The organism is Flavobacterium sp. WG21 (assembly GCF_000335775.1).
Lineage (GTDB): Bacteria > Bacteroidota > Bacteroidia > Flavobacteriales > Flavobacteriaceae > Flavobacterium > Flavobacterium tructae.
The window spans coordinates 84171-111085 of the sequence record NZ_AMYW01000016.1; the positions used below are offsets into that span (position 1 = coordinate 84171).

Consider the following 26915-nt stretch of genomic DNA (forward strand, 5'->3'; position numbering starts at 1 on the left):
ATTATTCGATTAAACGAATAATCAATTCACCGGTTAAACTTTTATTTTCCTAATTGTTCTAAAATTTCCTTTACCGTTTCCATATCATCAAAATGATGACGTACCCCGTTTATCTCCTGATACGTTTCATGCCCTTTCCCTGCAATTAGTATAATATCATTGGGCTGGGCCAACTGACAAGCCGTTTTAATCGCTTGTTTTCTATCTGAAATTCTCAATATTTTTTTATAATTGTGAGCTTCAACGCCTTTCTCCATTTCATCTAAAATCACTTCAGGATCTTCATTTCTTGGATTATCTGAGGTTAAAATGGCCTTATCACTTAAATCTGTAGCAATTTTTGCCATTATAGGCCTCTTGGTTTTATCTCTGTTTCCACCGCAACCAACAACTGTTAACAGCTGCTCGTTTTTGGTACGGATATCATTAATCGTTTTTAAAACATTATCTAAAGCATCCGGAGTATGTGCATAATCAACTATTGCTGTAATATTTCCTTCTGAAACGATATACTGAAAACGCCCCGAAACACTTTCTAAATCAGACAGTAAGCGCAACGCTTCAAGACTATCCATTCCTAACTCTACAGCCGTTCCGTAAATTGCCAAAACATTGTAAGCATTAAACGTTCCGATTAGCTTTACCCAAACTTCATTGTCATTAACTTTCAATAACAAACCCGACAACTGACTCTCCAGAATCTGTGCTTTAAAGTCGGCATAGGTTTTTAAAGCGTAAGTAAACTTTCTGGCTACTGTATTTTGCAACATTACCGATCCGTTTTTATCATCGATGTTAGACAAAACGAAAGCTGTTTTCGGCAAGGAATCAAAAAACGATTTTTTCACATCTCTGTATTCCGCAAAAGTTGGGTGATAATCTAAATGGTCGTGTGACAAATTCGTGAAAATTCCTCCAACAAAATGTAGCGCCTCTGTTCGTTTTTGATGAATTCCGTGTGAACTCACTTCCATAAAACAATGCGTAACACCCGCTTCGATCATTTCGTTCAAATAATGATTGATCGTAATCGAATCCGGAGTGGTATGTGTTGCAGGAAATTCAGTTTCATCGACCATGATTTTTACGGTTGACAATAAACCAACTTTAAAACCTGCTTTTTGAAACAACTGAAATAACAATGATGCAATGGTAGTCTTTCCGTTTGTACCGGTAACTCCAACCAATTTTAACTTTTCGGATGGATTTCCGAAGTAATTGGCCGCCATAAAAGCCAGAGCCGCATTAGTATCTTTTACTTTTATGTAGGTTATTCCTTTTTCAATATTTTCAGGCAACGTATCGCAAATAATCGCAATTGCACCTAATTTGATTGCTTTTTCAATATAATCATGACCATCTGAAAGTGATCCGCGAATAGCCACGAAAACATCATTTGCCTCAATTTTTCTCGAGTCAAAATCAATTTTATGTATATCGATTTCCGTTGAACCTGTTACAGACTCAATCGCTACTTTATATAATATGTCTTTCAGTATTTTCACGATAATTCTAATACTATGATTGTGTTTTTACTAATATTCTGCCCGGGTTGAATAGATTGTTTTTTAACCTTTCCTACTCCGATAACTCTCACTTTTAAATCAAGGTTTTCTAATAATGCCACTGCATCCATACCCGGCATACCTTTTAAATTAGGAACCTGATTTATTTTTTTATTGGCTTCTGCCGTATATTTATTATAACTGTCATCTTGTTTTGGAATTCTTGAATCCAGTTTTTTTATTCTATTGGTTGATGGCGCATCTGTAAATATTTTTTGAGCGATTCTTTTAAAAACCGGCCCGGCAACATCTGCTCCATAATAATTGTTTTTTGATGTATTAGGTTTATGCACTACTACTATACAAGAATATTTAGGATGTTCAGCCGGAAAATACCCCACAAAGGAAGAGGCATAATACAAACCAGATTTTCCTTCTTTACCACCATAATTCACCTGCGCTGTTCCGGTTTTTCCTGCCATCGAAAAATCTTTCGAATACAGCTTGGAACCTGTTCCTTTTTTAACCACATTGAGCAATACTGCTCTTACTTTGTCGATGGTTTCCTGCGAACATATTTTCGGGTTGATCACTTCTACCTCAAACTTATTAATCGTTTTGTTCCATTCTTTAATTTCCGAAACAAACTGTGGCTTAACCATCACTCCATTGTTTGCAACGGCATTATAAAGCGCCAGTGTTTGCATTGGCGTAACCGAAACTCCGTAACCAAAAGCCATCCACGGAAGTGAAACTCCTGACCAATGTTTGTCTCCGGGTTGTGGAATATATGGCCTTCCCTCTCCTTTAAAATGCAATCCTAATGTTTTATTTAATCCGTACGAATTAATATGATTTACAAACTTTGACGGATTGCTTTTGTAATTGTCATACACAGCCTGAACCATTACGGTATTGGACGAAAGTTCGAAACCACGAGCCAGCGAAATTTTCCCGTAACCACCTCTGTGCGAATCACGAACAGCACGTCCGTAATACCTCATTTCTCCTCCGTGACTGTCAAAAACGGTACTTGTATCAGCTACTTTATCTTCTAAAATTGCCATTAAATCGACCAATTTAAATGTCGATCCTGGCTCATGAGACTCGGCTATAGCGTAATTTGTAGTTTCATAGTACGATCCGTCTTCTGATCTTCCCAAATTTGAAATCGCTTTTACGTGCCCCGTTTCAGTCTCCATCACCACCACACAACCATGATCGGCTTCGTAATCTTCCAATTGCTTTAATAAAGCATGATGTGCAATATCCTGAATAAAAACATCAATGGTCGAAATCACATCATAACCGTCTACAGGATCTACTTCATTTAAATCCCGAATAGGCTTCCATTGTCCTTTTGCAATTTTTTGCTTTAAAATTTTTCCGTCTTTCCCGTTCAGATAACTTTTATAGGCCCATTCGATTCCTTTACCAACTTCGATTCCGGTTGCAGGGTCAATTCGATCGTAACCAATGGTTCGCTCTGCAATTTTTCCTATCGGATGCTTTCTAACGGTTTCCTGTTCAACAATTATCCCCCCTTTAAAAGCCCCCAGATTGAACAAAGGAAAACCTTTAATTTTCACATATTCGGTATAACTCAAATTGCGGGCAATCAGATAATAACGATTTTTATTGGCTCTGGCTTTTCTTAATTCCTGCTGATAATAACCTGCAGGTCTGTCTAAAACGGTAGCCAATGAATCGGATAATGCCTTTACGTATTTTTCAAAAGTCTCCGTTTTCGGCGCTTTAGCATCAAAACGAATTTCATAATTCGGAATCGATGTTGCCAATAAACTTCCGTCAGCCGAATAGATATTTCCTTTGTTTGCCGGAATTACAAAATTTCTAACGGTACGTTGTTTCGCCAGTTTTCTGTAATAATCTCCTTCTACCCATTGAATATTGGTTAACTTAACAACAATAGCAATTGCCATCACAAAGATGAAAACTGCTACGAGGTAAATTCTGTAGGATATATGTTTATCTTCTACTGCCATATTCTTTTAAAGAAACTTTTTTCTTCTTCTTTTTTTACTTCTATTTTAATCGGAGGAACTGTGGATGGAAAAATTTTCTTCTCCAGCATTTTATCCGATATCGTCGATTCCATTTTTAACTTCATTAACTCTGAACGGCGGTCTACAAATTCAGATCGCAATTCTTTTACTTCATTGTTCAGTTTTGCGATTTCAAAAACCTTTTGTTCGTAGCGCTGTGTATTGGCGATCATCAAAATGGCAAGCAGAATAATAAAAACAATGAAACGCCAGTTCTTTACTGCATCATCGTTGATCAGAAATCTTGCTTTTAATATATCAAATACACCACTTTTCATTTTTTCTACCTATATATTATAGTAATCTGTTTAATTGTTTAACCGTTGAGTCGTTTATTGTTTTATTTTCAAAGCCACAACTCACATTTCACATCTCACAAACTATATCTTCTCAGCAATTCTTAATTTAGCACTTCTTGCTCTGTTGTTGATTTTAATCTCAGCCTCATCCGGTACAATCAGTTTTCCTATCGTTTTAAACGGAACTGAAAAGTTTCCATAAAAATCTCTTTCAGGCTCTCCTTCAAACATTCCGTTTTTGATGAATCTTTTTACCAGTCTGTCTTCTAAAGAATGGTAAGAGATTACAGAAAATCTTCCACCCGGATTTAAAATTTCTAACGACTGTTCGATAAACTCTTTCAAAACATCCATTTCTTGATTCACTTCAATTCTAATCGCCTGATAAATCTGAGCCAATATCTTGTTACGAACTCTTTCCGGTAAATATTTTGCCAGAACTTCTTTCAGTTCATCTGTCGTTTTGATTGGGTAACCTTGTCTAGCTTCTACAATTGTTCTTGCTAAAACCGGTGCGTTCTTCAACTCCCCATAATCAAAAAAAACACGACGTAAATCCTGTTCTTCATATTCGTTAACCACCCGATAAGCATTTAAATCATTTTTCTGACTCATCCGCATATCCAGTCCGGCATCAAATCTGGTTGAGAAACCTCTCTCCGGAACGTCAAACTGATGTGATGAAACACCCAGGTCAGCCAAAATTCCATCTACACTTTTAACACCATGAAAACGCAAAAACCTTTTTATGAATCTGAAATTCTCATTAATTAAGGTAAACCGTTCGTCCGGCAATGCATTTGCAAGCGCATCTTCGTCCTGATCAAAAGCAAATAATTTTCCGTTTGGCCCTAATCGTCTCAAAATTTCTTTTGAATGCCCCCCACCGCCAAACGTAACATCTACATAAATGCCGTCAGGTTTAATATTTAAACCATCAACTGTAGGATGAAGCAAAACCGGATTATGATATTCCATTGTCGTCGTCATTAATATTTCCCATTACTTCTTCGGCTAAATCTGCAAAATCCATATCTTCGCCGCTTATTGATTTTTCATATAAATCCTTATCCCAAATCTCCACAATATTAACCGCAGATGAAAAAACCACATCTTTAGAAATACCCGAAAAGGTCACCAAATCTTTCGGAACCAGTAATCGTCCCAATGCATCAATCTCTACCACTTTCACACCTGCAGTAAATCTTCGAATGAAATCATTGTTCTTTTTCACAAAGCGATTCAGCTTGTTGATTTTTTGCATCATCAGATCCCATTCACTCATTGGATACAATTCTAAACACTGTTGAAAAACCGAACGCTTCAAAACAAATCCGTTCTGAAGAGAGGAAGTCAATTGCTTTTTCAAAGGCGCAGGCAACATCAGCCTCCCTTTAGCATCGACTTTACACTCATATGTTCCAACAATTGTGTTCAAGAAAATTCATTAATATGTTATAGGACAAAAATATAAAAAATATTACCACATTTTACCACAATGTACCACTTTGTTAATAAGTTTAACCACTTACACCCCACTTTGCATAACCGATAGAATATCAATACATTAACTTATTATTAACGAATTATCAATAACACTAATCATTCAAAAAAATTAAGCGCTATTTTTCTTAAAAATTTAGCTATTCTGCCGATTTCTTAACATTAAAAAAATCGGCAAACAACACCACTTACACCTGATTTTTAACCACTTATAAATTATACTAAAATTATCTAGTTAAAAAACGACAGCAAAAATCCTTTTTTATTTATTAAACCCTATATTTGTCCAAATTGAAATTGGCATTAAATTAAATGGACAAACACTACAAAAAAGAAGGCAAATACAGCTATTATGAAGCTGGAGAAGGAACTCCTATCGTTATTTTACATGGCTTAATGGGAGGCCTTAGTAACTTTGATGCTGTAGCCGAATATTTTCCAACAAAAGGATACAAAGTTGTGATCCCGGATTTGCCAATCTATACTCAAAGCATTTTAAAAACAAACGTAAAAAGCTTTGCCAAGTATGTAAAAGACTTTATCACATTTAAAGGATTTGATCAGGTTATACTATTAGGCAACTCTTTAGGCGGCCACATTGCACTGTACCACACAAAGCTATATCCTGAAAAAGTTGCCGGACTGGTAATCACAGGAAGCTCAGGACTTTACGAAAGCGCAATGGGTGATAGCTATCCAAAAAGAGGCGATTACGAATACATCAAAAAGAAAGCTGAAGATGTTTTTTACGATCCTGCAATTGCTACACCAGAGCTTATTGACGAAGTCTACGCAACCGTTAATGACCGTATCAAACTAATCAAAACTTTGACGATTGCCAAAAGTGCTATTCGTCATAATATGGCCAAAGATTTACCAAAGATGACCACAGAAACCTGTATCATTTGGGGTAAAAATGATGCCGTTACTCCCCCAAATGTTGCCGAAGAATTTGATAAATTATTGCCTAATTCAACTTTGTACTGGATAGACAAATGTGGACACGCTGCTATGATGGAACATCCTCAGGAATTCAACAAAATCCTGGAAGAATGGCTCGTTAAAAAGAATTTATAGCATCTAACTTTCGACTTTTAGGAGGTTTTAAAAACAAAAAACATGAAAATTAATACCGCCGAATTCATTGTAAGTAATTCTGAAGTATCAAAATGCCCGAAGGATTTTTTACCGGAATATGCTTTTATCGGAAGATCAAACGTAGGTAAATCCTCTTTGATCAACATGCTTACTAATCATAAGAATTTAGCCAAAACATCAGGACGACCTGGAAAAACACAGTTAATCAATCATTTTAAGATTAATAACAATTGGTTTTTGGTCGATTTACCGGGTTATGGTTATGCAAAAGTATCTAAGAAAACCAAATCAGTTTTTCAGCAATTCATCACGGATTATTTTGAAACCCGAGAGCAATTAGTTTGCGCTTTTGTTTTAATTGACATTCGCCATGAAGCACAAAAAATTGACATTGAATTTATGTCATACATGGGAGAAAGCGAAATACCGTTTTGCATCATTTTCACCAAAGCGGATAAAATCAGTAAAGTAAAAATCGATTCTCACGTCGCAGCATACAAAAAACAAATGTTTGCCAATAACTGGTCTGAAATGCCTCAATACTTTGTAACTTCCTCTACTGAAGCTACAGGAAAAGAAGACCTTTTAGCCTATATTGATGAAGTAAATCAGGAGGTTTTTAAAAACAACTCAGAATTTTAAATTCCAATAAAAGGATACAAAAAAAATAAAAAATCCCAAATTCCAAGTTTTGCTATTGGAATTTGGGTTTTTTTATATTGGAATCTTAACTACTATTTCGTCAACTCCAGTTTCTCTGCAAAATAATCACAAAAATCTTTCATGGTATCTGACATTTTTTCGTCGTCAGTGGCACGTTTAAAAGTATCCGCCATAGCCACCAAAGTCTGGTGAAAGAAAATTTTCATTTCGTCTACCGGCATATCTTTGGTCCACAAATCAATACGCATACTTTCTTTCGCTTTACTGTCCCAAATTGACAGCATAATTGCTTTTGCTTCTTCTGCTTCTACTCCACCGTCCTTTGCCGTCCATGATAATCTTTCCGGAACACGGTTTTCGTCTAATTCTATATTGAATTTAATTTCTGATTTTATTGTATTTGACATTATTTCTTAGGTTTATATTTTGACTTTTCAAAGATTACCTTTGCTTCTGTTTTTAATAATTCCGGCAAAGTTACGTTATTATTCTTCATATACGACCGTACAATTTGCCATCCTAACCAGGCGCCTATTCTTCCCGGAGAATCGTTGTCAATTTCTAAGTAGAATTTAGAAAACGGAGCAGGCACTATAAATCGGGTAGTTAATTTCGGATCATCACTGTACAGCATTTCGCTTTCAATAAAATAGCGCCACATATAGGCTTCATTTTCCTGACTCCATTTTATTTGTTCAGGTGTATAACCTATTTTTTCAGCATCGGTATAATTGGGCAACAACAAATCTTTAGCATACAATTGTTTCCCTTCAAAAATCATTTGAGAAACCAAGTTTTTATCCCGAAATGCCGGGATATTTCGATAAGCGAAACTCGAAACCACGTCGGGCATAATTTGTTTCTCTTCAAAATTTTGCTTTAGATAATTTGGGAATTCATAAAATTTATGATCTTTCCCCAAATACAATTCCAACGCTACAATTACCAGAGTGTCTGCATATATAGCCTTGGCATTATAATCCATTTCCCCAATTACAGTGATAACTTTTGGCGTTTTCGTTTTAGGGAAGTAATATTTTACATGCTGAAAAAGCGCATTGAATTCTTCACGTACAGGTTCAAAATTGCTGTATTTTTTCTGAACCTCGGTATAAACTTCTTTCCAGATCGGATCCTGCATTTTCTTAAGCCAGACATTATCATCATTTCCTGCCGGAAAAAAGAAAGGATACTGTTTTTTTACTTTAGCCAAATCCTCCGGTTTGGTCTCAAAAAACACCTTATCAAAACGCTCTACTTTAATGTCTACCGGAATTTCTTCTACTGCTTTTTCGACTTTGGTTTTCTGGTCACAAGACAAAAAAAACAAGCACAGAACCACTGCTAAGCGATATATTTTCATTTTATTTTAATTAGATTTGTGTTGCTCATATTTTAAACAAACTATGCTTAAAAATATTTGTGCAAATATACATCCCTGCATCTTAAATCTTGAACTATTATGGCTAAAAAAAGCACTATTCAGACAGAAAAAGTAAACGCCCACATTGTAGAGTGGTTAAAAAATTATGCAACCCGAGCAAAAGTTAATGGTTTTGTAATTGGTATTTCAGGCGGAGTTGACTCTGCAGTAACTTCTACCTTGTGTGCACAAACCGGCTTAACCGTTTTATGTGTTGAAATGCCAATTCATCAGGCTGCTAATCAGGTTTCAAGAGGAAGAGAACATATTGAGCAGTTAAAGAAACGTTTTCCAAATGTTTCAAGCGTAGAAACGGATTTAACCGCCACTTTTGAAGCTTTCAAAAGCGCTGTACCGCAAACGGATGATGAAGCAAAAGTAAATTTATCACTGGCCAATACACGTGCCCGTTTAAGAATGACCTCTTTATATTATTTAGCAGGAATTCATGGTTTGCTTGTAGCGGGGACAGGAAACAAAGTAGAAGATTTTGGAGTAGGATTTTACACTAAATATGGAGACGGAGGTGTCGATTTAAGTCCAATTGCCGACTTAATGAAATCAGATGTATATGCTTTAGGGGCATTTTTAACAATTCCGGAGTCAATTTTAAGCGCAGCACCTACAGATGGATTATTTGGCGATAATCGCACTGATGAGGATCAATTAGGCGCCAGTTATGACGAACTTGAATGGGCAATGCTAGCCTCGGAGTCAGGAAATACGGGGGCTGACTTTAGTGAGAGAGAGAAAATTGTCTTCGAAATTTATAAACGTTTAAACACCAGCAACAAGCACAAAATGGATCCAATTCCGGTCTGCATTATACCAAAAACGTTAAAATAATACTTTTTAACATTTGTCTGCAATTAATTACAGAATTTATTTATTAATTTTACAGTTCCAAAAACATGAACAATTCTAAAAAAGGTAAAAATTATGATTAAAGTATGTCTTGCAGACAATCATCCTGTGACTCACTTTGGCGTTAAGTCTTATTTTAAAGACCACGATCAAATTTCAATTGTTGCCAACGTAGGCAATTTTTCAATGGTTAGAGATATCCTTCAGACGAAAGAAATCGATATCCTGATTCTAGACCTAGAACTGGAAGGACTTTCAAGTATCTTCGAAGTAAAATCCATCCTGAAGAATTTCCCAAAAACAAAAATTGTAATTTTTAGTGACCTCGCTGAACAAATGTATGCTCCAAATGCTATTAAAGCAGGAGTTTCCGGTTATGTACACAAAACAGAAAAACTTGAGACTTTAGGTATTTCTATTATTAAGGTACACGAAGGAAAAATTATCATCAACGAAACCGTACGTAAAAACATGGCCCTTATTGCTAAACAAAGCAAAAGTGAGCGTTTGTACAGAAAACTTTCAAATCGTGAGATCGAAGTTTTACGTTATTTAAGCGATGGTAAAAAGAACAATGAAATCTCTAAAATCTTAAACCTGAACGAAAAAACAATCAGTACTTACAAATTAAGATTATTGACTAAATTAAATGTTACTAATTTAGTTGACTTAGTAAACAAAGCTAAGACTTTAGAAATTATTTAATGGTATCGCGACATTACTCTTCCTAGTTTTTTCGCGAATGAATTAACTAATTTTGAGTAATCGACAACCATAGACAAAAGCTCTGTATTATCTGAATTATCAGGTTTTATAGAGCTTTTTAATTCATCAATGATTTTGCCTACCAAAAACCAACGCATTGACATAATCGTTTCAGTAACGTATTGTGCAATCGTTTCATGCTTCATTTTTGAAAAAATATTCTGTCCTTCCCAATCGTGAAGAGCCAATCTTTCATCTTCCATTAAAATATCCGTAACTTCCTGAGCAAAATCAGGCTGCAGGCGCATTAAATATTGTTCGAGACTGAATTTTTCATTCTGATTGTAAAACCCGATTAAGTCTGTAAAAATATCACGGAACAAATTATTAGAAAGTTCTACCTCATCTTCCTGCAAACTCAAATAAATACGCTGATAGACTTTATAATTTTTCATTTCAGAGACCATTATTACTTCGCCCTCTTCATTCGTTTTTAAAAGTACATCTTCGAACTCCTCCGTTTTATCACCATAAAGCAATAAAATCTCAATTACTTTTCGTTCTAAACGGTATAAAATATCAACTTTCTCCGTCGGCTCTTGTGCATACGATGGTTCTCCCGGATAATAATCCTCAGGTGGTCCTGTCCTTGGGTCTTCGGGATCGCCTCCTGAATAACCGGTCTGTTTTGCAGGCTGATTCCTGTGTACTTCAAAGGGTCTTTGCTCCTGCTTTTGCTTTTTGCCTGCTTCTGCAAGATCTTTTTGAATTAATTGCGCCAGAGTACTCACCAATACCTGCTCTGAAATATCCATGATTCGGGCACATTCCTGAGTATAAATTTCGCGTTGGATACGATCCGGAATCTTCGAGATACTATTGACCATATCCCGAATTAAATCAGCCTTTTTTATAGGGTCGTTTTTCGCTTCTTTCATTAGGAGAGAGGCTTTAAACTGTATAAAATCTTTGCTGTTTTCTTCTAAATAAGCAACCAGATCATCGTGCGAATTTTTTCGCGCAAAACTGTCCGGATCTTCCCCATCAGGAAAAGCACAAACTCTTACATTCATTCCTTCTTCCAGAATCAAATCGATCCCGCGAACAGAAGCACGCAATCCTGCAGCATCTCCATCAAATAAAACGGTTATATTTCTCGTTAATCGGTTGATCAGACGAATCTGGTCCGGTGTTAAAGCGGTTCCTGATGAAGCTACCACATTCTCGATTCCGGCCTGATGAAACTGAATTACATCCGTATAACCTTCAACCAGATAACAGTTGTTTTGTTTCGCAATAGCCTGTTTCGCCTGAAAAATTCCATAAAGCACTTTACTTTTATGGTAGATATCACTCTCAGGGGAGTTTAAGTATTTAGCAGCTTTTTTATCATTGGTCAGAATACGCCCTCCAAAACCCAAAACACGCCCGGACATGCTTTCTATGGGAAACATCACACGCCCCTTGAAACGGTCAAACGGACGGTCTTCTCTTGGAATGGTCAAACCGGTACTTTCCAGAAATTCCAATTTGTATCCTTTACCCAGAGCTTCTTTGGTAAGAGCATCCCAGGTTTCAGGTGAATATCCTAAACTAAATTTTTTGATGGTTTCATTGGTAAAACCTCTTTCTTTAAAATAAGAAAGTCCTATTGCTTTTCCTTCTTCTGAATTTAAAAGCGTTTTATTAAAATAGTCTTTCGCAAATTCCGAAACCAGGTACATACTTTCGCGAACATCTGTCATTGCTTTTTCAGCATCCGTCTGTTCTGTTTCTTCAATCTCTATATTGTATTTTCTGGCCAGATATCGAATGGCTTCCGGATAGGTAAACTGTGAATGTTCGATCAGAAATTTAACTGAATTACCTCCTTTTCCCGTACTAAAATCTTTCCAGATTCCCTTTGCAGGCGAAACCATGAACGATGGAGAGCGTTCATCTGAGAACGGACTTAGTCCTTTAAAGTTACTTCCGGCTCGTTTTAAATTAACAAAATCACCAATAACCTCCTCTACCCGAGCAGCATCAAAAACAGCATCAATCGTACTTTGTGAAATCAAAACGTAAAATATTTATAAAATTTGAAGGATGTAAAATTACACAAATCCCCCATGAAATTGGGCAATTTTAAATAAAAAAAAGCACCTCTTTCGAAGCGCTCTTTCTACTAACTAATCAATTGTATTCTTAATTAAAATCAAATCTTAATCCCAATGAAATATTATTTTCTTTCACAGTATTATTCCTAAACAATGGGTTTAAATCGTATTTCAAATACAAACTCATTTCTTTATAACCAATGTAAGAACTCAATCCGTAAATAAAATTATCCACATTATAATCTCCTTTTATAGTTGTCTTATAATCTAAATCGTCCTGATCGTATTTTAGAATTTGTTTGGATTTTACATTGACCCCCGCATAACCTCCAATTCCAAAGCGAAAACTATCATGTGTTCTAAAGTACGTTTTTCCATTACTCACTTTTGGTCTTGAAAAATCAAACTCTAAATGAACTGGCACCGCGATGTACACATTTCTAAAACGGGATTCCTCTAAATGGATTGCATTGGTTTGCAATTCTGTCTGGTTTCCATTGACTACAAAATATTTATTATCTCTCGGGCGAATATTATTATACATTAAAGACAATCCGTATTTAGCGTGTAACAAATTATCGTTTTTCATTAACCTGGTGTTATAGGTAAATCCCCATTCGTAAAAATGCGATCCTGTAAACCTATATTTAGCATCCTGCAATTTACCATCAACCATCATATTATTCAAACCTGCTGCAAATACAAACTGTGATGTCGTTCTTCTTTCGCCGCGTATAGAATCTTTTCTTTTTTTATTATTGTCATTCCATTCTATGTCATTCCAATGAACAATCAAAGCACGTCCACTTTTATAATTTCCTTCCTTGATTTTTCCGTCTACTTTTTGCTGTACTAAATCATTTAACTCATTTTGCGCCAGTGTTACTTTTTCTTCAATAATAATCGCTCTGGCTTCTGCTAATTCTTTTTTACGCTTGTCTGCTTGTTCCTGAGTGATTTTCCCTTCAGACAACTGAACATTAATTGCTTCAATTTCTTCTTTCAAAGCTTCTTTTTCCTCTTTCGTAACTTTCTCTATTTTGTTGGCAATTTTTCTCGCTTTTGATTCAAAAGTTTCCTGCCCCATAACTTTACTTACAAATAAAAAGACAAGGATAACGAGGTGAATGGTAAAATTTTTCATGACTGTTTTTTTTTAAAATTTTGATTGTTGATTGATGTTTTTTTTCTAATTGTAAAATGTAAAATGTGAGATGTGAATGGCAAACAATTATTATTTATAATTGGGTTGAAAATTGGCACTAAAAGCCTGCCCGACTACTCTCGGAATTATTTTTTTGATCTTTAATTTTTGATTTTCTCCAACAGCACGTTCCTGATTGGAGTTGGAAACTTTATTCCTGCTGATTTCGATTAGCCAAAGCCACTTTTACCGTTTGGTAATTTTTATTGACTTTTGTAATTACCTTTTCGCGAAACGACTGCTCTAATTCACCATCGACCTGTTGAAGTAAATCATTGGCATTGATTTTTACTTTTGATTTTGGCTTGACAGCATTCTCAGCGACGATTACTTTTTCAGCTGTTCCCAGCAACTGATCTACCGTTTCTTTTTCAGGATTTTTAGCCATTAAAGGCTGTAGATTGATTGATTGTTTTTCAGGATTGTTTTTGATGATGATTGAAGACTCCGCTATTGCATTGGATTTATTTGTAATGATTTTATTCGATTTTGATTCCTGATGCTCTTCTTGTTGAACTGACTTTTTAATTGCTTTTTCTTCTGAAACTGCTACTGCTTCTTCAACAGCTATATTGGTATCTAAAGCTGGCTGTACAACCGAATCTTTCTTTGCATCTTCCTTAACCACTATGATGTCTTTTGGTGTTACATCTGTATTTTTCTTTTGGTTAAAAAAGAACATTCCAACCAATAAAAAACCAACAATACTTGCAGCAACATACATCCATTTCTTTTTCCCGGCTTGTCGTGAACTAAGAGCAATAGTTTTCTTTTCTTCAGCGACGCTCAACATGGCATCCAATCGATCCCAGGCTTTATCACTTGGTTCAATTTTACGTTGATTTAGTTTTTCACGGAAATCCTTTTCAAAATTATTCGGTTCCATTATCTTGTTTTTTTAGACTATTAATTTGTGTTTGCAGCATTTTTCTGGCATGCGATAATTGCGATTTTGATGTTCCTTCGTTAATCCCTAACATCTTGGCAATTTCATTGTGTTTGTATCCTTCTATGGCGTATAAGTTAAAAACCATTCTGTAACCTTCCGGTAAAGCATCAATTAAGAACTGAATCTGATCGATCGAAAACTGACTGTCAATGGCATTGAAACTCTCTTCGATATAAATTTCTTCTTCACTAAACTTTACTTTTTTATGAACTCTTAAATACGAAATACATTCGTTCACCATAATCCGCCTGACCCAACCTTCAAAACTTCCTTTGTGCTCAAATCTGCTTAAATTGGTAAACACTTTCATAAAGGCAGTTATCATCACATCTTCAGCCAATTGAATGTCTTTTATATACTGTCGACAAACACTTAACATTTTTGAAGAAAACCGACTGTAAATTTGTTGTTGCGCCTGCCGATTATTCTCGACAGCCAACTTTATAATTTCGGTTTCTTCCTGATGTAAATGAATAATTTTCATTAATAAGCGGTTGGTTTTGGTTTAGTAACAGACTTCTATTAGCATAGACGCATAACGTTTTGAAATGGTTGCATGAGAATGGAAAAAAAAATCAATAAAAAAATTACAAATTCCGAAAAAACACAATTAAACCATTCATTTACAACAAAGTAAATCAATTATCTAATTAACAAATTTTCTAATTATCTAATTTAAAAAAACTATTTTTTTCTTTCAATAACGTAGTTTACCATTAAAACAAGGGCATCTTTAAACTCAGAATCTGAAAAATTATCCAGTAGCAAAAGTGCTTCCTGCTGAAATTGCACCATTTTTTGTTCGGCGTAAGCCAACCCATTATTGCTTTTTACAAATGCGATAACTTCTTTGACACGTTTTTTGTCTTTATTGTGGTTTTTGATGGAGTTTATCAACCACTTTTTTTCTTGCGGGGTACAAGTATTTAAAACATGAATTAAAGGCAAAGTCATTTTTTGCTCTTTAATATCGATTCCGGTTGGTTTACCGATAGCTTCTTCGCTGTAATCAAATAAATCATCTTTGATTTGAAAAGCCATTCCGATCAGCTCGCCAAATTTTCTCATGTTTTCGACCTGAGCATCATCTTCAATTACCGATTTTGCACCAAGTGCACAACAGGCTGCAATAAGCGTTGCTGTTTTCTTTCGGATGATTTCGTAATATACTTCTTCGGTGATGTCCAGTCTTCTTGCTTTCTCAATTTGAAGCAATTCACCTTCGCTCATTTCGCGAACGGCTACAGAAATGATACGGAGCAAATCAAAATCACCATTATCGATAGAGAGTAACAGTCCTTTTGACAACAAATAGTCTCCTACCAAAACGGCAATCTTATTTTTCCAAAGCGCATTGATTGAGAAAAATCCGCGACGGCGATTGCTATCGTCTACCACGTCATCGTGTACCAAAGTAGCGGTATGAATAAGTTCGATTACAGAAGCTCCGCGATAGGTTCTTTCGTTTACAATACCTTCAGAAACCATTTTAGCGGTTAGAAAAACAAACATCGGACGCATTTGTTTTCCTTTTCGGTTTACGATATAATAGGTAATACGATTCAATAAAGCCACCTTTGAGGTCATCGATTCATGGAACTTTTTTTCAAAAAGTTCCATCTCGTTAAAGATGGGCTGTTTTATTTGAGAAGTAATATTCATTTCGATCCCAAATATACTATTTTAAATAAAAAAATACGATGTATTTTACATTAGTATATCAATAATTTAAATGCTAATGTAAAAAAACGGACCGAAAACTTTCTTCTGTCTCAATTTGAATTCGTTATCAACAAAAGTGTCCGCTCTCAGGCAATGCTCTATAAAAAATGCCTTGAAGAACAAGGCATCTTTAAAAATTTATTAAGCTGTTCGTTTGCAGCACAAAACTGCAAAACATTATTTATCCTTCTTTATTGGCCAATTGTCCGCAGGCAGCATCAATATCCTTTCCTCTGCTTCGGCGTACTTTTACCACTACTCCGATATTTTCCAATGCTTTTATATAAGCCAGAATCGATTCTTCTGAAGCTTGTTGAAACTCGCCATCATCAATTGGATTGTATTCAATTAAATTGACTTTACACGGAACATATTTACAAAATTTCACCAAAGCATCAATCGAAGCTTTATCGTCATTGATTCCTTTCCAGACTACATATTCGTACGAGATTTTACTTTTAGTTTTTCTATACCAATATTCCAAAGCTTCACGCAGATCTTTTAACGGAAAATTTTTACTGAAAGGCATGATTCGTGCTCGTACATCATCAATAGCCGAGTGCAGAGAAACTGCCAGTTTGAATTTTACATCATCATCGGCCATTTTTTTAATCATCTTCGGAATTCCGGAAGTCGAAACCATAATACGTTTGGGCGACATCCCTAATCCTTCCGGCGAGGTAACCATATCAATAGCTTTGATGACGTTATTGTAATTCATCAAAGGCTCACCCATTCCCATAAAAACAATATTCGAAAGCGGATGATTGTGATACAATCGACTCTCTTTGTCTATCGCAATAATCTGATCGTAGATTTCTCCCGGTTCCAGGTTTCGCATTCTTTTCAATCGTGAAGTGGCACAGAAATTACAATCCAGACTACACCCAACCTGACTTGAAACGCAGGCTGTTGTTCTGGTTTCTGTAGGAATCAATACGGACTCTACCACTAAACCATCATGCAGACGAACGGCATTTTTTACGGTTCCGTCACTGCTGCGCTGCATGGTATCTACCTTAATATGATTGATTACAAAATTTTCCTCTAGCATCGTACGAGTTGTTTTGGCAACATTGGTCATGTCTTCAAAACTGTGTGCTCCTTTACTCCATAACCATTCGTAGACTTGATTTCCGCGAAAGGCTTTGTCATTATTAGCGACAAAAAAATCGCGAAGCTGATCTTTTGTTAAGGCTCTTATATCTTTTTTCTCCATTTGCATGTTGCAAAGTTAATCACTTTTTAAAACATTTCTCAGAAAATGTATTTTCTCTCAATATATACGCTTTAAATAAAAACCTAACCATGATTTTTATCAGGTCTTTTGCTATTCGTTCGTAATAAATTTGACATAAGAAAAAGACAGTAACTCATTATCAAAAATCAACTGAACCGCAAACTGATCTTAAAATTTAACAAATACCTATACAAATGAAAACGATCCAATCTATTTTATTAGCAGCAGTACTGATGTTATCTTTACAAGTAAACTCACAAAAAAGATATAGTTTATCAAAATCAGCCTTTGAAGTTGCAGGAACTTCCAACATACACGATTGGACGATGAAATCTTCAGACGGAGTGGGAAGTGCTTTCTTAACTGTTACAGATTCGAAAATTACAGATATAAAAAACCTGACCGTTTCCTTATCAGCTGAGAGCTTAAAAAGCGGCAAAGGCAGCATGGACGATGTTGCTTATAAAGCTTTGGAAACCGATGACCATAAAAACATTAAATACGCTCTAAAATCTGCCGAAAAAGTAAACGAAAACACCTGGAATCTTATTGGAACTTACACTATAGCGGGTGTTAGTAAAGATTTTAAAACTCAGATAAGAGTAACAGCCTATAAAGACGGTACTTTTGCGCTGCAAGGCTCTAACCGAATGACTTTTAGTGATTTTGAAATGACCACCCCTTCAGCAGCACTTGGAGTTGTTAGGGCAGGGAAAGAATTAACAGTGATCTTCAACATCACTTTGACTGATTTTGCGAAAAATGATACTATATTAGTGATTAAATAACGATTTAAAAGCAGTGAAATAAAAGTATGAAACAATAAATACTTTTCTATTCTAAAAATGAATAAAAAAAATAGCTCAGCATTTCAAAACTCAAAACTTTGGCACGAGAATTGTCTTCCACTCAAAAGGAAAGTAATCTTACAAAGAGCTCAATCATTTTAAAATGTGTATCTTTATTTTTCAGCTTTATAACTTTTAAATTTAATCAATCTAAAAAAATCAATTTCTTATGAAAAAACAAATCTTAAGTCTGGCTGTTATCGCTTTATTAGCATTCGCTGTTCAATCTTGCGAAAAGAAGGAACCAAAACCTGCAGAGGAAGAACTAACTCTTGGAAACAAAGTTGACTCTTTAACTACCGATATTAAAGAAGTAAAAGATAGCGCAGTAAGCAAAACTGAAAGCGCTGCTGAAGATGTAAAAGAAGCTACCAAAAAAGCAGCAGAAGATGTAAAAGACGCTACTAAAAAAGGCGCTGAAAAAGTAGAAAATGCTGCTAAAGCTGCTAAAGACGGTACGGTAAAAACAGCTAAAGAAGTTAATGAGGCTTTGAAAAAATAGCCTCTTCACTTTATGAAACTAAAACCATTCGCTACAACGAATGGTTTTTTTATACCCAAAAAGGAGCCAGTATTTTTCGTATTTTTACATTCAAAATTAGAAGATACTACAAGATGCATTTTATTTCTCAAGAACTGGAAGATTATATCGAGCAACATTCTGAAAACGAACCGGAATTGTTGGCTAAACTAAATAAAGAAACGTACCAGAAAATATTATTGCCAAGAATGCTTAGCGGGCATTTTCAGGGTCGTGTTTTAAGCATGCTCTCCAAATTGATTCGCCCTGTGAACATTCTCGAAATTGGAACTTATACTGGTTATGCCGCTTTGTGTCTGTGTGAGGGAATGCAGGAAAACGGGCAGCTGCACACCATTGACATCAAAGAAGAATTAGTCGATTTTCAACGTAAATATTTTGATGCATCTCCTTGGGGAAAACAAATTTTCCAACATTTAGGAGAAGCTGTTGAAATCATTCCAACTTTGGACGTTAAATTTGACTTGGTTTTTATCGATGCCGATAAAGAAAATTATATCAATTATTGGGAAATGATCGTTCCGAAAATGAACAAAGGCGGTATTATCTTATCGGATAATGTTTTATGGAGTGGAAAAATACTGGAACCGGTTCATCCAAATGATGTTAGCACCAAAGTTCTTTTAGAATACAATTTACTCTTGAAAAACGACCCTAGAGTCGAAACGGTTTTATTACCTATTCGTGATGGATTAACGGTTAGCAGGATACTTTAAAGAGAGACTAAGATACTAAGATACTGAGGCGCTAAGGCTCTAAGTTTTCTCAAATAAAAACTTAGTATCTTAGAAACTCAGAACCTTTAAGCATGTTATTTGCCATTGTTTCATTGGGCTAAAGCCTTTTTCCTATTCAATTTCACCTCCAGCTGAAGCTGGAGACAATTGAACAAAGTAATTAAAAACTAAACAAATAAGGTTCTAAGTTTTCTCAAATAAAAACTTAGAACCTTAGTATCTTATCCCCTCAGGACCTTCAAAAAAACCTATCCTGGGAAGTATTGTGGTTTTAACCTGCGGTATACCAAATAAAGTAAGGATCCGAAAAGGGCTCCAAAGAAATAACCGGTTAAGATATCTCCCGGGTAGTGTAATCCTAAGTAAATTCGGCTATAAGCAAAGATTAAAGGCCATAGGAATATAAATCCCAAAAACTTAATACGACGTCTTAAAACGAAATATAAAAAGGTCGCTACCGCCATAGTGTTGGCTGCATGTCCGGAGAAAAAACTAAATGATTTTCGGGTTTGTACCACTCGAATAATAGTGTTGATATCAGGATTATTACATGGTCGTAGTCGCTGAACCGTGTATTTAACCAAATTGGTAACCTGATCTGTAAAAGTGATTAGCACGGCAATAAAAAGGATCACATACAAAGTTTGTTTCCCCCCCTATCTTCTTGTACATCAAATAAAAAAACAACAGAAAAAGAGGTGTCCAATTTAACTGACTGGTAATAATCAGCCAAAGTTTATCGTATGTTTCAGAACCTAAACCGTTAAGGTACACCAATAACTCGGTGTCTAATTTTTGTATTTTTTCAAGCATATTATCTTTGGCGTTTTACAGGTCCTGAGATTGAATCGATATCTTCTTTTACTTTGTCTATTTCTGTAGTAGTGTCTCCCAATAAATTAGCGGAGTCCCCCATCAGATTGCTTTTGGCGTCATTAATTTGTGCATTGATGTTACCCGTTATATCCGTAAGTGACCTGGAATCAAGACCATTAGCCTCAGCTCCTTTTTGAATTTCACTTTTAATATCATTAGTAGCATTTTTTAATTGCGCCATGGCCTTTCCCATTGTACGGGCAATTTCAGGCACTTTATCTGAACCAAAAAGCATTAGCACTATAAAAAGTATAAAAACTAATTCTCCTCCTCCTATACCAAACATATCTTTTATTTTTGTGTTCACAAAGATATTAAATTTTATAACGGACGGTTTTAAAATTTACTTAAAAAAAGGGAAACTACCTTAAAAGAATTACGCTCCGCTGGAGCTTCTTAAAACTGGTAAATTGTATTTGCTATAAAGATTTTGCTCCGCTGGAGCAGTTTCAGAAAAAACAGAAGTAATTCCTTTTAAAAGAAGTTTTATTTTATAAAAAAAGTGCCGCCTCATTTTGAGACAGCACTTTTTTTGATTTATTGCTAATCAAATTTTGATTTTTCTTCTACTTTTGGCCAGCTATTATTGGTAACATCAATATCGGCGGTCATTAATTTCGGATCTATCTGAATGCTCTTGATTGCTTTTTCAGTTGCATACACTTTTTTAGCCGTGTCGTTATTCTTTCTCCAGATCTGAGCCGGATACTGATAATTCTCTTTTGTTCCGTCTTCGTAAGTAATCTCAACCAAAATTGGCATGATCATTCCTCCCGGTTTACTAAACTCTACTTCATAGAAATATTTAGGTGATTTCAGACTTGCTTTTTCTTCTGCTGTAAAGGTTTGACTCACATAATCTGACAATAGTTTTACCTCCTCTACTTTTAGTGGTTTCTTAGTCGAAGCGTTTACCTCGGCATTATCACCGGCAACTAAATATACAAAAGGTCCTTTTTCAAATCCAAAACGTCCTTTTTTCACTTTAATATCTTTGATATCTGCAGTCGGAGTTTCGGAAACATAGTATTGTTTTACCTCTTTGATTCCGATATCTACAAAATCTGTAGAATAAAACCATCCTCTGAAAAACCAATCTAAATCAACCGCCGAAGCGTCTTCCATCGTTCTAAAGAAATCTTCAGGAGTTGGGTGTTTAAATTTCCATCTGTTGGCATAGGTTTTAAAAGCATAGTCAAACAATTCTCTTCCCATTACGACTTCTCTCAGAATATTAAGACCTGTGGCCGGTTTTCCGTAAGCGTTATTCCCAAATTGATGAATGGTTTCAGAGTTCGACATAATAGGCTCTAAAAACTTTTGATCTCCACTCATATACGGAACAATATTTTTCGCAGGTCCGCGTCTTGAAGGAAAGTTCGAATCCAGTTCCTGCTCTGCCATGTATTGTAAAAAGGAGTTTAAACCTTCATCCATCCAGCTCCATTGACGTTCATCTGAGTTTACAATCATTGGAAAAAAGGTATGCCCCACTTCGTGAATTACCACACCGATCATTCCGTTTTTAACCTCTTTGCTGGTCACCCCATTTTCATCCGGACGACCATAATTCCAACAAATCATTGGATATTCCATCCCCTGATCTTCGGCTGAAACCGATACTGCTTTTGGATAAGGGTAATCAAAAGTATGTGCTGAATAGCTTTTTAAAGTATGTGCTACCACCATTGTGGAGGTTTCTCCCCATAACGGATTTGATTCTTTTGGATAAACAGATTCGGCCATCACTACTCTGTTTCCAATTTTTACAGCCATTGCATCGTAAATGAATTTTCTTGAAGAAGCAATTCCGAAGTCACGTACATTTTTAGCACTGAATCTCCAGGTTTTTTTCTTTTCCGAAAATCCTTTTTCTGCTGCTTCTGCCTCAGCCTGAGTTACAATTACAACTGGTTTATCAAATGATTTCTGAGCCTGTTCGTAACGTTTTACCTGTTCCGGCGTAAAAACTTCGGCTCTGTTGGTCAGTTCTCCGGTAGCATCAATGATGTGATCTGCAGGAACTGTAATGTTTACATCAAAATTACCGAAAGGCAATGCAAACTCTCCACTTCCCCAAAACTGCATGTTCTGCCAGCCTTCAACATCATTGTATACAGCCATTCTTGGGTAAAACTGAGCAATTACATATAATTTATTTCCGTCTTTATCAAATGATTCATAACCGGAACGTCCGCCACCTTCTTTTCTGTAGTTGTTAACGTTGTACCACCATTTGATGGCCAATGAGATTTTTTCACCCGGTTTTAATGGTGTTGCCAAATTAATACGCATCATGGTTTCATTGATGGTGTACGACATTGGGTTTCCTTTTATGTCTTTTACCTGTTCAATATTAAAACCACGCTCTAAATCTTTTTTCAAATATTTACTTGAAAAACCATCCAAAGGCAAAACAGGGCTTATTTTTTCGCTTTCCGCCAAAGAGGTCTGCGTTTTGGCTCTGGCCTGATTCTGATCTAACTGTATCCATAAATACTCCAGAACATCAGGAGAATTATTAGAATAGGTTATCACTTCAGACCCGTCTATTCTTGATTTTTTATCGTCTAATTCAATGTCGATTTTATAATCGGCCTGTTGTTGGTAATACGCAGGCCCCGGTGCTCCCGAAGCGGTACGAAACATATTAGGAGTAGCCAGCAGATCATACATCTGGCTGAATTTGTTTGTATCGTACTTCCCTTGTTGCTTTGGAGCAACTGTTTTTTCCTGAGCGATAAGCATTGCAGGAAAAATCAACAATAATGAAAGTTTTTTCATAAAATAGTAATGGTAATTTTGTCAGGGTGTGAAAATAACAATTAAATCAATAATTTTATCGATTCTTTAGTACTTTAACAATTCTTTCCTGGAAGATTCGGTAAAGAGAACACTTTTCTTACTACCAAATGCCGTAATGTGCGTAATATTCTGTTGCTCAGCATTCCAATCTACTAAAATAGTATTAGAGATTTCAATCGTTTTAAATTTATCGATGTCTTTTATTCGCGAATAACAAACCAAAACATCACCGGCTTCTATCTCTTTAGACAAAAAGGTAATGGGTTTGGACTGACCGTTTATTTTAATGATAAAGTTTTCTGCAAGGTATTTCTTTAACAGCTCTACATCTGCTTCGGTTTCTTTATCGGTTCCTACGAATGTTTTCTTATGGTATTTTTTCTCCATACCATTATTAAGGTCATCAATAAAAATTCGGGAAGTAATCTGAATCATCTTTTTTTCGGCGGCATAATTGACCTGAAAAACACCCACATAAAACTTGTGGAATGCGAAAGCAGAAAGTGATAAAAACAATATTCCTATTAAAGGATAGATTACCTTATTTTTCATTACTGAGAAACTTTCACTTTTTTAAATTCCTTATTTTTATTAACCAGGAAATCAATCAATTCAAATTTCTGGTCCGGACCAAGATGTTTTCTGGATTCCGGATCATTAGAACAATACAACAGAAACAATTCTATATCATCTTCTTTTAACCCCAAAGTACCGGTAAAAAAGTTCGGTTTGAAATTGGCTCTGGAATATTCAATAAAAGCAAGATCCGTAATAACTTCTTCCTTATCATCATCATCTTTAGAAAGCAGCTTTTTAACATCTTTAAAAATTCTGACAAAGTTCATACCGTATTTAATCGTCTGATCAGAGTACATTGTAATATTTTTGGCTGTAGACTGCTTATCATCTTCAAACTGCATGTCGACATATTGTTGTGAACCTCCGCCAAGTGATTTTACTTTTAGATCTTTATGGACCAAAACTTCTTTCAGCTCATTACTTATTAAATCTAATGGCACCGAAAGCAGAACTCCGGCACAGTCTTTTTCTGTCAGCACAATTTTTTTGGACTGAAACGCCAATCCCGTAAACAACAAGGTATCCTTAGGTTTTGCCATGATATCAAACAATCCGCCTGAACCAATAAAGGTTCTCACATTGGCATTTACATTCATCACAAAACCACTTTCAACGGCGAGCGATTTATTGGTAACTTGTCCGTGGATGGGTTTTCTTGAATTTTGTCCTAGTGTAATTTGACAAATCAGGCTTATAAGCAATAAGGTTAGGCTATTTTTCATTTTCGAGAATTATTAGATATTTTCTGGCTAGATCGGTTAACAAAAACATACTCATTGTTTTGTTTTTAGTATTCAAAGATACGGCAAAATCAGCATCATCCACACAATATAACTGAAATCCTTTAATATCCGCTACTGGTATCCGTAATCTTTCTGTGTAATAATTTTCCTCGAAAAGATATTCCATTTTTCTAAAGAGCGCCTCTTTCTTCTCTACATTAACCTCTTTTTTAAGCATGGCTGTTCTTCCGGAAATTTTGTTAAGCAACTTGTCTACCGAGGTTGAAGTCGCAGTGTACACTTTTCGTTCTGCAGGGGTATATTTTTTCTGTCCGTACGGAATTATCCCTAAATTCTCAGCTGTTATATTGGCATTTTCATTCACTACTACCTCTTTCAGCTCCACTTCTTTGGCTGTCATTTTAATCTGAAGCCTACCTGCATTCATATCGTCAGCCGTGATTCGTCTCTTATACCCTTCGAGATTTACTGCCGAAAACACTAAAACATCTCCTTCTTTTACTACAATTGAAAATCCTCCGTTTGCATCTGAAACAGCCGTTACCTGAGTTGTATTATTAATAATATTCACGGACTCAACTGACGTAGACTGCTCAAAAATCTGTCCCGAAATTTCTTTTGAAACCTTATTTTGTGCAAATCCCAACTGAACTAACAACAACAGCAGACTACTACTTATAAATCTATTTATTTTCACTTGCAATTATTTCTTTATACTTCACCGCTAATTCCGCCAACAAAAATTCTGTCGAAGTCTTATTTTTAGAATTTAAAACCACTGTAAAGCTATCATTATCTACGACGTAATATTCGAATCCTTTTACATATTCTAAAGGAATCTTCAATTGCTCTACAAAATGCTCCAGTGTAAACATTTTTTCTAACAGCTTCATAAAAGCCTCTTTTTTCTCTACCACTGCCTCTTTTTTAAGCATAGCTGTACGTCCAGAAAAATAATTCAACAGCGGATCGGCAGAAACAGAACCACCAACCATACCTCCGGCATTTGCCTTTGCATTTAGATCTGTCGCGGTACGCAATTTTCGTTCAGCTGCTGTATATGTCTTTTGTCCGCTTGGAATAATTCCCAAAGAAACAGCATTTACATTATTGTAATTTTTAACAACAACTTCCTGCAATTGATGCATTACTACATTAAGTTTTACAACAAAGTTGATATCTGAGAAATTTTCTGCCGTTAATACTACTCTGCTTTCTTTGAATTGTATCGAAGAAAAAACAAGCTCATCACCTGCTTTAGCACCAATAGAAAATGCACCTGAGGAATTGGTTGTTGTCATCCCCTCTGTCCGCGCATTGATTACATAAACCCCTTCGAGATCAGTGACATTCGCGCTTATTCGCCCGTTTAAAACAGTCTGCTCCTGAGCCTGAGACCAAGCGGTCTGCCCTAAAGCAAGAATCAGAAAACAGACGAACCTGTGCATGACAACAAAATTTTAAAGATTTTCTTAAAGCTGTAAAAATATCTTAATGTTCTCCAAATTTAATACTAAGGAGTTGGTAAAAATATGTTAATTAAACCCCACAAAGAAGCATTCTAAAGAGAGTTTTTTAATACCTTTAGCCGATTCAACCTGAGTTTAAACCATTATGAAAAGCATCATCATCGCCAGCACTTCTACTCTTCACGAAGGCAGCTATTTAGAGTATTTACTCCCTACTTTACAATCTCACTTTAAAAACTGTAAGAGCATTTTATTTATTCCGTTTGCCAGACCCGGAGGCATTTCGCATGACGATTATACGGCAAAAGTTTCGGAAGCTTTTGCTTCGATAGATATCTCTGTTAAAGGAATTCACGAATTTGAGAATGCAACAGACGCCGTAAAAAATGCGGAAGGAATATTTACCGGAGGCGGAAATACCTTTTTACTGGTTACTCAACTCTACAAACATAACATTATGCAGCTTCTTTCTGAGACGGTAAAAAACGGAACTCCTTATTTAGGAACAAGTGCCGGAAGTAACATTTGTGGTCTTTCTATGCAAACCACTAACGATATGCCCATCATTTACCCTCCAAGTTTTCAAACCTTAGGATTAATTCCTTTTAACCTGAACCCACATTACCTGGATCCTGACTTACAATCTAAACATATGGGCGAAACAAGGGAAACCAGAATTAAGGAATTCCATGCTTTCAACGCAATCCCGGTTTTAGGCTTAAGAGAAGGCAGCTGGCTGGAAGTAAAAGGCGATACAATTACTTTAAAAGGAAACCTGCAGGCGCGTTTGTTCCTGCAAAACGAAACTCCGACAGAACTGGAGACAGGCAGCGATCTGAGCAATCTGAAATAAAAATTCAATCTTTTTAAATTCCAAATTCCAGTTTATCAATCAAATTTGGAATTTGGTTTTTTTTTACATGAATACGCTTGAATACAGGCAAAAACGAAAAAAGCCTCAAACATTTGTTTGAGGC

General features: G+C 35.7%; 27 protein-coding genes and 1 pseudogene. 8 read left to right on the forward strand and 20 right to left on the reverse strand.

What is annotated here, in order from left to right; all coding sequences use genetic code 11:
* Positions 1–41: 41 nt before the first annotated feature.
* From C245_RS0112925 to mraZ, 5 genes are all read right to left on the reverse strand, one after another.
* Positions 42–1505, reverse strand: coding sequence for a UDP-N-acetylmuramoyl-L-alanyl-D-glutamate--2,6-diaminopimelate ligase (locus C245_RS0112925; RefSeq protein WP_017497021.1), 1464 nt, complete (start codon positions 1503–1505; stop codon positions 42–44).
* A complete protein-coding gene (locus tag C245_RS0112930) occupies positions 1502–3511 on the reverse strand; it encodes a penicillin-binding protein (RefSeq protein WP_017497022.1) in 2010 nt (669 codons plus the stop codon). The genes C245_RS0112925 and C245_RS0112930 overlap by 4 nt, the downstream gene beginning before the upstream one ends.
* On the reverse strand, positions 3502–3849 hold the full coding sequence (locus C245_RS0112935) for an FtsL-like putative cell division protein (protein ID WP_017497023.1): 348 nt from the start codon (positions 3847–3849) through the stop codon (positions 3502–3504). The genes C245_RS0112930 and C245_RS0112935 overlap by 10 nt, the downstream gene beginning before the upstream one ends.
* A gap of 102 nt (positions 3850–3951) precedes the next feature.
* Complete coding sequence (gene rsmH / locus C245_RS0112940) at positions 3952–4860, reverse strand: 16S rRNA (cytosine(1402)-N(4))-methyltransferase RsmH (protein WP_017497024.1); 909 nt, start codon at positions 4858–4860, stop codon at positions 3952–3954.
* Complete coding sequence (mraZ, locus tag C245_RS0112945; protein WP_017497025.1) at positions 4835–5308, reverse strand: division/cell wall cluster transcriptional repressor MraZ; 474 nt, start codon at positions 5306–5308, stop codon at positions 4835–4837. Before mraZ ends, rsmH begins: the two co-directional genes overlap by 26 nt.
* A 377-nt stretch (positions 5309–5685) precedes the next feature.
* Between mraZ and C245_RS0112950 the strand changes: the two genes are divergently transcribed.
* On the forward strand, positions 5686–6450 hold the full coding sequence (locus tag C245_RS0112950) for an alpha/beta fold hydrolase (protein WP_017497026.1): 765 nt from the start codon (positions 5686–5688) through the stop codon (positions 6448–6450).
* A gap of 42 nt (positions 6451–6492) precedes the next feature.
* On the forward strand, positions 6493–7113 hold the full coding sequence (gene yihA / locus C245_RS0112955) for a ribosome biogenesis GTP-binding protein YihA/YsxC (RefSeq protein WP_017497027.1): 621 nt from the start codon (positions 6493–6495) through the stop codon (positions 7111–7113).
* Between the two features lie 92 nt (positions 7114–7205).
* Here yihA and gldC read toward each other — a convergent pair whose 3' ends face one another.
* Both gldC and gldB read right to left on the reverse strand, forming a co-directional pair.
* Positions 7206–7541, reverse strand: a complete 336-nt coding sequence (gene gldC, locus C245_RS0112960) for a gliding motility protein GldC (protein ID WP_017497028.1) — start codon at positions 7539–7541, stop codon at positions 7206–7208.
* On the reverse strand, positions 7541–8497 hold the full coding sequence (gldB, locus tag C245_RS0112965; RefSeq protein WP_017497029.1) for a gliding motility lipoprotein GldB: 957 nt from the start codon (positions 8495–8497) through the stop codon (positions 7541–7543). Before gldB ends, gldC begins: the two co-directional genes overlap by 1 nt.
* A 99-nt stretch (positions 8498–8596) precedes the next feature.
* On the opposite strand from gldB, the gene nadE reads away from it, so the two are divergent.
* The gene (gene nadE, locus C245_RS0112970; protein WP_017497030.1) at positions 8597–9403 is read left to right on the forward strand and encodes an NAD(+) synthase; all 807 of its coding nucleotides are present in this window, start codon (positions 8597–8599) and stop codon (positions 9401–9403) included.
* 93 nt (positions 9404–9496) lie between these two features.
* Positions 9497–10126 carry a response regulator transcription factor gene (locus C245_RS0112975; RefSeq protein WP_017497031.1) on the forward strand — a complete coding sequence of 210 codons (630 nt, stop codon included), beginning with the start codon at positions 9497–9499 and terminating at the stop codon, positions 10124–10126.
* On the opposite strand, the gene dnaG is transcribed toward C245_RS0112975, so the two are convergent.
* The 6 genes from dnaG to rlmN form a co-directional block, all read right to left on the reverse strand.
* Entirely contained in the window at positions 10123–12186 is a 2064-nt protein-coding gene (gene dnaG, locus C245_RS0112980) for a DNA primase (RefSeq protein WP_017497032.1), read from the reverse strand. The two genes, C245_RS0112975 and dnaG, sit on opposite strands and share 4 nt — an antisense overlap.
* A 127-nt stretch (positions 12187–12313) precedes the next feature.
* A complete protein-coding gene (locus C245_RS0112985; protein WP_017497033.1) occupies positions 12314–13369 on the reverse strand; it encodes a hypothetical protein in 1056 nt (351 codons plus the stop codon).
* Positions 13370–13580: 211 nt separating this feature from the next.
* Positions 13581–14315: a hypothetical protein gene (locus C245_RS0112990; RefSeq protein ID WP_017497034.1), complete on the reverse strand. Its 735-nt coding sequence runs from the start codon at positions 14313–14315 to the stop codon at positions 13581–13583.
* Positions 14302–14862 (reverse strand): RNA polymerase sigma factor, encoded by a 561-nt coding sequence (locus C245_RS0112995; protein ID WP_017497035.1) that lies wholly within the window; start codon positions 14860–14862, stop codon positions 14302–14304. The genes C245_RS0112990 and C245_RS0112995 overlap by 14 nt, the downstream gene beginning before the upstream one ends.
* Positions 14863–15062: 200 nt before the next feature.
* Positions 15063–16040, reverse strand: coding sequence for a polyprenyl synthetase family protein (locus C245_RS0113005; RefSeq protein ID WP_017497036.1), 978 nt, complete (start codon positions 16038–16040; stop codon positions 15063–15065).
* Between the two features lie 241 nt (positions 16041–16281).
* A complete protein-coding gene (rlmN, locus tag C245_RS0113010) occupies positions 16282–17325 on the reverse strand; it encodes a 23S rRNA (adenine(2503)-C(2))-methyltransferase RlmN (protein WP_017497037.1) in 1044 nt (347 codons plus the stop codon).
* 209 nt (positions 17326–17534) lie between these two features.
* Between rlmN and C245_RS23055 the strand changes: the two genes are divergently transcribed.
* From C245_RS23055 to C245_RS0113025, 3 genes are all read left to right on the forward strand, one after another.
* On the forward strand, positions 17535–18128 hold the full coding sequence (locus tag C245_RS23055) for a YceI family protein (RefSeq protein WP_017497038.1): 594 nt from the start codon (positions 17535–17537) through the stop codon (positions 18126–18128).
* A gap of 229 nt (positions 18129–18357) precedes the next feature.
* Positions 18358–18690 (forward strand): hypothetical protein, encoded by a 333-nt coding sequence (locus C245_RS0113020; RefSeq protein ID WP_017497039.1) that lies wholly within the window; start codon positions 18358–18360, stop codon positions 18688–18690.
* Between the two features lie 113 nt (positions 18691–18803).
* Positions 18804–19445, forward strand: a complete 642-nt coding sequence (locus C245_RS0113025; protein WP_017497040.1) for an O-methyltransferase — start codon at positions 18804–18806, stop codon at positions 19443–19445.
* Between the two features lie 269 nt (positions 19446–19714).
* On the opposite strand, the pseudogene C245_RS23060 reads toward C245_RS0113025, so the two are convergent.
* The 7 genes and pseudogenes from C245_RS23060 to C245_RS0113065 form a co-directional block, all read right to left on the reverse strand.
* A pseudogene (locus tag C245_RS23060) lies at positions 19715–20279 on the reverse strand (phosphatase PAP2 family protein).
* 1 nt (position 20280) lies between these two features.
* On the reverse strand, positions 20281–20628 hold the full coding sequence (locus C245_RS0113035) for a twin-arginine translocase TatA/TatE family subunit (protein ID WP_017497041.1): 348 nt from the start codon (positions 20626–20628) through the stop codon (positions 20281–20283).
* 257 nt (positions 20629–20885) lie between these two features.
* Positions 20886–23126, reverse strand: coding sequence for a M1 family metallopeptidase (locus C245_RS0113045; RefSeq protein ID WP_017497043.1), 2241 nt, complete (start codon positions 23124–23126; stop codon positions 20886–20888).
* A gap of 66 nt (positions 23127–23192) precedes the next feature.
* Complete coding sequence (locus C245_RS0113050) at positions 23193–23699, reverse strand: DUF6702 family protein (protein WP_017497044.1); 507 nt, start codon at positions 23697–23699, stop codon at positions 23193–23195.
* A complete protein-coding gene (locus tag C245_RS0113055; RefSeq protein ID WP_017497045.1) occupies positions 23699–24448 on the reverse strand; it encodes a hypothetical protein in 750 nt (249 codons plus the stop codon). Before C245_RS0113055 ends, C245_RS0113050 begins: the two co-directional genes overlap by 1 nt.
* Positions 24438–25166 carry a carboxypeptidase-like regulatory domain-containing protein gene (locus tag C245_RS0113060; protein ID WP_051041443.1) on the reverse strand — a complete coding sequence of 243 codons (729 nt, stop codon included), beginning with the start codon at positions 25164–25166 and terminating at the stop codon, positions 24438–24440. The genes C245_RS0113055 and C245_RS0113060 overlap by 11 nt, the downstream gene beginning before the upstream one ends.
* On the reverse strand, positions 25153–25917 hold the full coding sequence (locus tag C245_RS0113065; protein ID WP_017497047.1) for a hypothetical protein: 765 nt from the start codon (positions 25915–25917) through the stop codon (positions 25153–25155). The genes C245_RS0113060 and C245_RS0113065 overlap by 14 nt, the downstream gene beginning before the upstream one ends.
* Before the next feature lie 166 nt (positions 25918–26083).
* On the opposite strand from C245_RS0113065, the gene pepE reads away from it, so the two are divergent.
* Positions 26084–26791 (forward strand): dipeptidase PepE, encoded by a 708-nt coding sequence (gene pepE / locus C245_RS0113070; RefSeq protein WP_017497048.1) that lies wholly within the window; start codon positions 26084–26086, stop codon positions 26789–26791.
* Positions 26792–26915 lie beyond the last annotated feature (124 nt).

Coding starts and splice junctions, on each gene's coding strand:
- C245_RS0112930 (WP_017497022.1), bottom strand. CDS start 3,511: ATGGCAGTAGAAGATAAACATATATCCTACAGAATTTACCTCGTAGCA.
- C245_RS0112935 (WP_017497023.1), bottom strand. CDS start 3,849: ATGAAAAGTGGTGTATTTGATATATTAAAAGCAAGATTTCTGATCAAC.
- rsmH (WP_017497024.1), bottom strand. CDS start 4,860: ATGACGACGACAATGGAATATCATAATCCGGTTTTGCTTCATCCTACA.
- C245_RS0112950 (WP_017497026.1), top strand. CDS start 5,686: ATGGACAAACACTACAAAAAAGAAGGCAAATACAGCTATTATGAAGCT.
- yihA (WP_017497027.1), top strand. CDS start 6,493: ATGAAAATTAATACCGCCGAATTCATTGTAAGTAATTCTGAAGTATCA.
- gldC (WP_017497028.1), bottom strand. CDS start 7,541: ATGTCAAATACAATAAAATCAGAAATTAAATTCAATATAGAATTAGAC.
- gldB (WP_017497029.1), bottom strand. CDS start 8,497: ATGAAAATATATCGCTTAGCAGTGGTTCTGTGCTTGTTTTTTTTGTCT.
- nadE (WP_017497030.1), top strand. CDS start 8,597: ATGGCTAAAAAAAGCACTATTCAGACAGAAAAAGTAAACGCCCACATT.
- C245_RS0112975 (WP_017497031.1), top strand. CDS start 9,497: ATGATTAAAGTATGTCTTGCAGACAATCATCCTGTGACTCACTTTGGC.
- C245_RS0112985 (WP_017497033.1), bottom strand. CDS start 13,369: ATGAAAAATTTTACCATTCACCTCGTTATCCTTGTCTTTTTATTTGTA.
- C245_RS0112990 (WP_017497034.1), bottom strand. CDS start 14,315: ATGGAACCGAATAATTTTGAAAAGGATTTCCGTGAAAAACTAAATCAA.
- C245_RS0112995 (WP_017497035.1), bottom strand. CDS start 14,862: ATGAAAATTATTCATTTACATCAGGAAGAAACCGAAATTATAAAGTTG.
- C245_RS0113005 (WP_017497036.1), bottom strand. CDS start 16,040: ATGAATATTACTTCTCAAATAAAACAGCCCATCTTTAACGAGATGGAA.
- rlmN (WP_017497037.1), bottom strand. CDS start 17,325: ATGCAAATGGAGAAAAAAGATATAAGAGCCTTAACAAAAGATCAGCTT.
- C245_RS23055 (WP_017497038.1), top strand. CDS start 17,535: ATGAAAACGATCCAATCTATTTTATTAGCAGCAGTACTGATGTTATCT.
- C245_RS0113020 (WP_017497039.1), top strand. CDS start 18,358: ATGAAAAAACAAATCTTAAGTCTGGCTGTTATCGCTTTATTAGCATTC.
- C245_RS0113025 (WP_017497040.1), top strand. CDS start 18,804: ATGCATTTTATTTCTCAAGAACTGGAAGATTATATCGAGCAACATTCT.
- C245_RS0113035 (WP_017497041.1), bottom strand. CDS start 20,628: ATGTTTGGTATAGGAGGAGGAGAATTAGTTTTTATACTTTTTATAGTG.
- C245_RS0113045 (WP_017497043.1), bottom strand. CDS start 23,126: ATGAAAAAACTTTCATTATTGTTGATTTTTCCTGCAATGCTTATCGCT.
- C245_RS0113050 (WP_017497044.1), bottom strand. CDS start 23,699: ATGAAAAATAAGGTAATCTATCCTTTAATAGGAATATTGTTTTTATCA.
- C245_RS0113055 (WP_017497045.1), bottom strand. CDS start 24,448: ATGAAAAATAGCCTAACCTTATTGCTTATAAGCCTGATTTGTCAAATT.
- C245_RS0113065 (WP_017497047.1), bottom strand. CDS start 25,917: ATGCACAGGTTCGTCTGTTTTCTGATTCTTGCTTTAGGGCAGACCGCT.
- pepE (WP_017497048.1), top strand. CDS start 26,084: ATGAAAAGCATCATCATCGCCAGCACTTCTACTCTTCACGAAGGCAGC.